The sequence below is a fragment of the Nocardia sp. NPDC019323 genome (assembly GCF_044389845.1).
GTDB classification, from domain to species: domain Bacteria; phylum Actinomycetota; class Actinomycetes; order Mycobacteriales; family Mycobacteriaceae; genus Nocardia; species Nocardia implantans.
Genome location: NZ_JBIRYN010000004.1, coordinates 120557 through 126573 on the forward strand (window position 1 = coordinate 120557; position 6017 = coordinate 126573).

Here is a 6017-nt window from a genome sequence, read left to right on the forward strand (position 1 = left end):
GTTCGGCGGCGGCATCGTGGAGTCCGTTCCACGACGCTTCAGAACCTTACCCACCCCGCCGACGCGGGCACGGAGCGCATCGCGCGCCGCCGGACGAGATCGCGGGGGCCCGGCGCGGCCCGACTTCACATCTCGGCCGAGACGGGACCGGAGGCCAATTGGTCGTGCATCTCGGCGAACGCGTTCGCCAATTGGTGGATGCCTGGCGTCTCCACGGGAAAGTGCCCAGCCTCGTCCAGGACGACCAGGCGCTTGGGGGCGGCGATCCGATCGAAGAACGCCCGGCTCAGCGACAGCGGCGTCCACCGATCGGCGCCGGGGTGCACCAGCCACACGGGGCAGGCGGTGAAATCCTCCGGTTCGAGACCGGGATCGGAACGCAGATAGGTCCGGAGGAATCCCAGCGGCATCCAGGTGCCTCCGCCGTGGGGATCGGTCGAGACCAGCCGGGCCAACCGGGGATCGTTCGATATCGCGGACATGTTCGCCAGCAACCGCATCGGGATGCGCAGACCGTCCAACGCGGGGACCAGCAACCGAGTTCCGCTCCGGCCCAGCCACGGGTGACGGGCGACGGCCGCGCGAACGCGCTCCACCCGCGGGTCGAGCAGGCATGTGGCCGCGAGCGCGTCCACCATGCCGGTGCGGGCCGCCGCCGTGTACGCCACCATCCCGCCCACGCTCGCCCCGACCAGCACCAGCGGGCGCGAATCCGCCGCTTTCGCCGCCCGGACCAGATCGGTGACGCAGTCCACCCAGTCCGTGTACCGGATCGCGCGGGACGACGGAACGCGGGTGTGGCCGTAGCCGGGCAGGTCGGGCACCTGCACGTCGAAACCCCGCGCCGCCGCCAGCGCCGCGAACGGCCACATGGCCGCGGCATGACCGCCCGCGCCGTGGATGACGATCATCCGCACCTGCGCGTCCCTCCGGTGGGCCCGCTCGATGCGCACGTCGTGGCCGCGCCACGACCATGTGCTGGATGAGGGCCGGCGATTCACGTCGGGGTGGAGGTCTTCGGGGAGAAAGGCGAGGTAGGAATCGTGCATGAGACAATAATTCGAGCAATCCTCGGTTTTGCCAACTCGACTTCAGGACGCCATGTCGACACCTAGGAAAACCCCGCGCCAGCAGCGGTCGGAGTTCACTTTCGACGCGATCCTCGACGCCGCTGCTCGGCTTTTCCAGCAACACGGATACGCCGCGACGACGACCAACAAGATCGCCGAACTCGCCGGCGTCTCCATCGGCACGCTCTATCACTACGTCCCGAACAAGGACGCACTGCTCTACGCGCTCGCCGAACGCCACCTGCGGCAGGCCGCCGTGACGCTGCTGGAAACGGCCGCGCGCCTGCGCGCCGAGCAACCGCCCCTCGTGGAAACCATCCGGCAGCTGGTCGCCGCCGTGACGCGGTTGCACACGGCGCAACCGGACCTGCATCGGCTGCTGTTCGATCGAGCCCCGCGCACCGCCGAGGGTGTCGAACGACTCCGGGAACTCGAACGGGTCCTGGCCGGCGAGGTGGAGTTCCAGCTACGCCGCCTCGAGGTCGGCGGCGGCGACCCGGCGTTGACGGCGTTGCTGCTCGTGCAGGCGGTGCAAGCGCAGATCCATGGCACGGTCCTCGATCCCCCGGACGGGCGCACCGCCGACGAGTGCGGCCGGGCGATCATCGATCTGTGGACCAGGGCGCTCACGCCGCCCGCCACCCCTTGCCGACCGGCGGCCGAGTCGGCGGGAGAAGGCCACCGGTGATCCGGCACGCCGGTGCGCTCCCGGTCACCCGTAGGCGATGCGTTCCAGCAGTTCCAGCGCCTCGCCGACCTTGTGCAATTCGCCCGTCCGCAAACTCTCCGACAACGCTTGCGCCAATGCGTCGTTCGCGGACGCCTGGTGCCCGCACACCCACGCCCGGCCTTCGTCGGTGAGGGTCAGGTTCACCCGGCGTCCGTCGTTGGGGTCGCGCACACCGACGATCAGGCCCTGATCGCGCAGGCCGTCGACCACGTTGCGCATCGTCTGCGGGCGCAACATCTCCAGCCGCGCCAGGTCGACGGCGGCCATGGGACCGTATCGATGCAGTCGTCCCAGCACCGCCCACTGCGTCGCGGACAACCGCCGCTCGTCGGGGTTCCTCCGGGCGCGCCGCAGGATCACGGTGGACGCGATGCGCAGGCGGGCCGCCATGGTGGACAGTGCTGTGGCGTGCGCGATGTCGGCGCTCACGGGCGGACTCCCTCTGCGTACCTGATCGACGAACGATCCCCGGGCTGGTGATGGCTGCGGGAAGCCTACTCGACAGTAGGACTTCGGCGCGGGCTGTGACGGAATCGTCATCCGGACGGCCGCTCGCGACGGATTCGCCCTGTCGGCGGGTCGTCCGGTGGCGCGGCCCGATACCGCCGCGGACCGTTCGATGCGCGACACTGACCGCGATGGGCACACAGGCGAACAGCGGACAGCCACGGCGCAGACCCCCGCATCGGCGCGAGATGATCCTGAACGCCGCGGTCGACGCCTTCACGCACGGAGGCTATTACGGCACCACGATGGCCGACATCGCGGCGGCGGTGGGCATCTCGGCCACGGCGTTGTACCGGCACTTCCGCAACAAGCAGCAACTTCTGGGCCAATGCCTGCTGGTAGGGCTCGACGGCACGCTGGACCGGCTCGACGCCGCGCATCGCGCCGACGCTTCCGGCGGCGCGGTGCTCGCGGAGTTGGTCCGGGTCGGGCTGGAGTTGCGCGGCTTACCGCGGCTGTGGCAACTGGAGTTCCGCAACCTGACCGCGGCGGACAAGACCGCGGTGCTCGTCCGCGCCACGCGCATCACCCGCTATCTGCGGCACACGATTCGCCTGCGCAGGCCGGAACTGAGCGCGGCCGATGTCGAACTGCTGAGCTGGTGCGTGCTGTCGATCGCGGTGAGCCCGTCCTATCACCGCGCCGAGTTGCCCGCGCAGGCGGCCGCGCAGGTGCTCGAGGCCGCGGTCGCCGCGGTCATCACCACCCGGATGCCCGAGCACCCGGACGGACACGCACCGCATCGGCCACCGCGCCTGGAAACCGGCAACACCGCGCTGGACCGGGCGCTGCGGTCGGAGCGAATGCTCGCCGAGGCGGCGCGGTTGTTCAGCACCCGCGGCTATGCCGCGGTGGGCATCGAGGACATCGGCGCGGCCGTCGGCGTCAGCGGACCGGCCCTGTATCACCATTTCGCGAGCAAGGCGGAGTTGCTGGATCAGATCGTCCGGCGCCAGGACGAATGGCTTCGGCTGCTGCTGGCCAGGGCGATCGCCGAGGGCCGCAGCGCCGAGGAATCCTTGCGCTCGCTCATGCGCAGCTTCGCGCAGTTCGGCGTCGACGAACCCGACCTTCTGGCGATCACGGTCAGCGAGACCCGTCACCTCCCCGGGGACGGGGTACGGCGCTACCGGCGGGTTCGCCTCGACGGCATCGCGCAATGGGCCCGCCTGCTGCAGGCCGTGCGGCCGGACGTGTCCGCTCCCGTCGCGCGGGTGCTCAGCCGCGCCGTCAGCACCGTCGTCATCGATGCCGTGCGCAATCCCCGCTTCCGGCGGCGCGCCGATCTCGTGGACGTTCTCGTGGCCATCGGCGAGCGGATCGAGACGGCCGGGATGCCCGGCCGCGTTTCGCCATAGTGATTTACAGCACTTAGTCGCTATTAACTTAGTTCGGCCAATCGCGCACTAGCAGCGCGTTGATCGCAATCAGACAATCGACCATTTACTTATCGGTCATTAACAAGAGATTGCCTTCGGGGTCGGCGGTGCCGCACAGTGTGCCGTGGGTGAGCACCGATCCGTGCGCCCGCCGAATCCCTCGCCGGTACACCGGCCGTTTCTCGAAAGGCCCTGGCTCGTGAGCCATTACAAGAGCAACGCGCGTGATCTCGAGTTCAATTTGTTCGAGGTGTACGGACTCGACGACATCCTCCGGACCGAAGCGTTCGGGGACCTGGACGGCGACACCGTGCGATCCATGCTGGCGGAGGCCGCGCGCCTGGCCGAAGGGCCGGTCGCCGAGCCGTATGCCGAAACCGACCGCAACCCACCGGTCTTCGATCCGGCCACCCACTCGGTCAGCTTGTCCGAGTCGTTCAAGAAGGCGGTGCGCGCCTGGCACGACGCGGAATGGTGGCGCGTCGGCAAGTCCGAGGCGGTCGGCGGGGTGCCCGCCCCCTCGATGGTCAGCTGGGCCATCAGCGAATTCGTGCTCGGGGCGCAACCAGCGGCCTACATGTACCTGACCGGCCCGATGATGGCCCACATCATCGATGGCATCGGCACCGAGCAGCAGCGGCGCTGGGCTCGATTCATCACCGAACACAACTGGGGCGCCACCATGGTGCTGACCGAGCCCGACGCCGGCTCCGACGTCGGCGCGGGCCGCACCAAGGCGATCGAGCAGGAGGACGGCTCCTGGCACATCGAGGGCGTCAAGCGGTTCATCACCTCGGCCGATTCCGACGATCTGTTCAGCAATATCGCGCACATGGTGCTGGCCCGCCCCGAGGGCGCCGGGCCTGGCACCAAGGGCCTGTCGCTGTTCTTCGTGCCGAAGTTCCACTTCGACCACGAGACCGGTGAGCTGGGCGAGCGCAACGGCGTCTTCGTCACCAACGTCGAGCACAAGATGGGCCTGAAAGCTTCCGCGACCTGTGAGCTCACCTTCGGCGGCCACGGCATCCCGGCCAAGGGCTGGCTGGTCGGCGAGGTGCACAACGGCATCGCGCAGATGTTCCACGTCATCGAGGAAGCCAGGATGATGGTCGGCACCAAGGCCATCGCCACCTTGTCGACCGGCTACCTCAACGCCCTCGACTACGCGAAGAACCGTGTGCAGGGCAGCGATCTGACGCAGATCGCGGACAAGTCCGCGCCGAAGGTGGCCATCACCCGGCATCCCGACGTGCGCCGGTCGCTGATGATGCAGAAGGCGTACGCCGAGGGCTTGCGGGCGGTCTACCTCTACACCGCGGGCCACCAGAACGACGTGGTGGCGCAGCACATCTCCGGGGCGGACGCCGAACTGGCCGCGCGGGTCAACGACCTGCTGCTGCCGATCGTCAAGGGCGTCGGCTCCGAGCGGGCCTACCAGTACCTGACCGAGTCGCTGCAGACCCTCGGCGGTTCGGGCTTCCTGCAGGACTACCCGATCGAGCAGTACATCCGCGACGCGAAGATCGACTCGCTGTACGAGGGCACCACCGCGATCCAGGCGCAGGACTTCTTCTTCCGCAAGATCGCCCGCGACCGCGGCGTCGCGCTGGCCCACCTCGCGGGCAAGATCCGGGACACCGCGCAATCCAGCGTGGGCAACGGCAGGCTCAAGACCGAGAAAGTGCTGCTGGCCACCGCGCTGGAGGACGTCCAGGACATGGCGGGCCGGTTCACCCAGCACCTGCTCGCCGCCCAGCAGCAACCCACCGAGTTGTACAAGATCGGATTGAATTCCGTCCGGTTCCTGCTCGCCGTGGGCGACCTGCTCGTCGCCTGGCGACTGATCGTCGCCGCCGAGATCGCCTCGGCCGCATTGGATGCCGAGCCCGACCACCAGGACCGCGCGTTCTATCAGGGCAAGATCGCCGTCGCGTCGTTCTTCGCCAAGACGGTGCTGCCGCATCTCAGCGCGGAATGGTCGGTCATCTCCGATGTCGACATCAGCGTCATGGATCTCGACGAAGCCGCGTTCTGACCCGGCGGGCCAGCAGGATCAGGCGAGCCGCCGCATCCGGACGATGCGGCGGCGGCCGGGTTCCTCCACTGACAGTCGCGCCCGCGTCGTCGGCCCGGCCCGTCCTTCGCCGAAGCGGACCGGCCGTTCGGCACGCCGATCACGGCCGACGACCTCGGCCGGCTCGACGCCGGCGCCTGGGAGCTCTACCACGTCGCCGAGGACTTCGCCGAGACCCGCGACCTCGCCGCCGAACACCGCGACAAGCTCATCGAGATGATCGCCCGGTGGTATGTGGAAGCGGGCCGTGCCCGTGT

General features: G+C 68.9%; 6 protein-coding genes. 3 read left to right on the forward strand and 3 right to left on the reverse strand.

Annotation, left to right across the window (positions count from 1 at the left end):
• Positions 1-125: 125 nt before the first annotated feature.
• On the reverse strand, positions 126-1049 hold the full coding sequence (locus ACH49X_RS17250) for an alpha/beta hydrolase (protein WP_357205554.1): 924 nt from the start codon (positions 1047-1049) through the stop codon (positions 126-128).
• Positions 1050-1101: 52 nt separating this feature from the next.
• Between ACH49X_RS17250 and ACH49X_RS17255 the strand changes: the two genes are divergently transcribed.
• The gene (locus ACH49X_RS17255) at positions 1102-1758 is read left to right on the forward strand and encodes a TetR/AcrR family transcriptional regulator (RefSeq protein WP_357205557.1); all 657 of its coding nucleotides are present in this window, start codon (positions 1102-1104) and stop codon (positions 1756-1758) included.
• 24 nt (positions 1759-1782) lie between these two features.
• Here ACH49X_RS17255 and ACH49X_RS17260 read toward each other — a convergent pair whose 3' ends face one another.
• Positions 1783-2229 carry a MarR family winged helix-turn-helix transcriptional regulator gene (locus tag ACH49X_RS17260; protein ID WP_195079310.1) on the reverse strand — a complete coding sequence of 149 codons (447 nt, stop codon included), beginning with the start codon at positions 2227-2229 and terminating at the stop codon, positions 1783-1785.
• Between the two features lie 209 nt (positions 2230-2438).
• Here ACH49X_RS17260 and ACH49X_RS17265 point away from each other — a divergent pair, with 209 nt between their 5' ends.
• Together ACH49X_RS17265 and ACH49X_RS17270 are read left to right on the forward strand one after the other, a co-directional pair.
• Positions 2439-3665: a TetR/AcrR family transcriptional regulator gene (locus ACH49X_RS17265; protein ID WP_357205560.1), complete on the forward strand. Its 1227-nt coding sequence runs from the start codon at positions 2439-2441 to the stop codon at positions 3663-3665.
• Positions 3666-3885: 220 nt separating this feature from the next.
• A complete protein-coding gene (locus ACH49X_RS17270; RefSeq protein ID WP_357205563.1) occupies positions 3886-5721 on the forward strand; it encodes an acyl-CoA dehydrogenase in 1836 nt (611 codons plus the stop codon).
• Between the two features lie 18 nt (positions 5722-5739).
• Here the strand turns inward: ACH49X_RS17270 and ACH49X_RS17275 are convergent, their stop codons facing one another.
• Positions 5740-5958, reverse strand: a complete 219-nt coding sequence (locus ACH49X_RS17275; RefSeq protein WP_195079307.1) for a hypothetical protein — start codon at positions 5956-5958, stop codon at positions 5740-5742.
• Positions 5959-6017 lie beyond the last annotated feature (59 nt).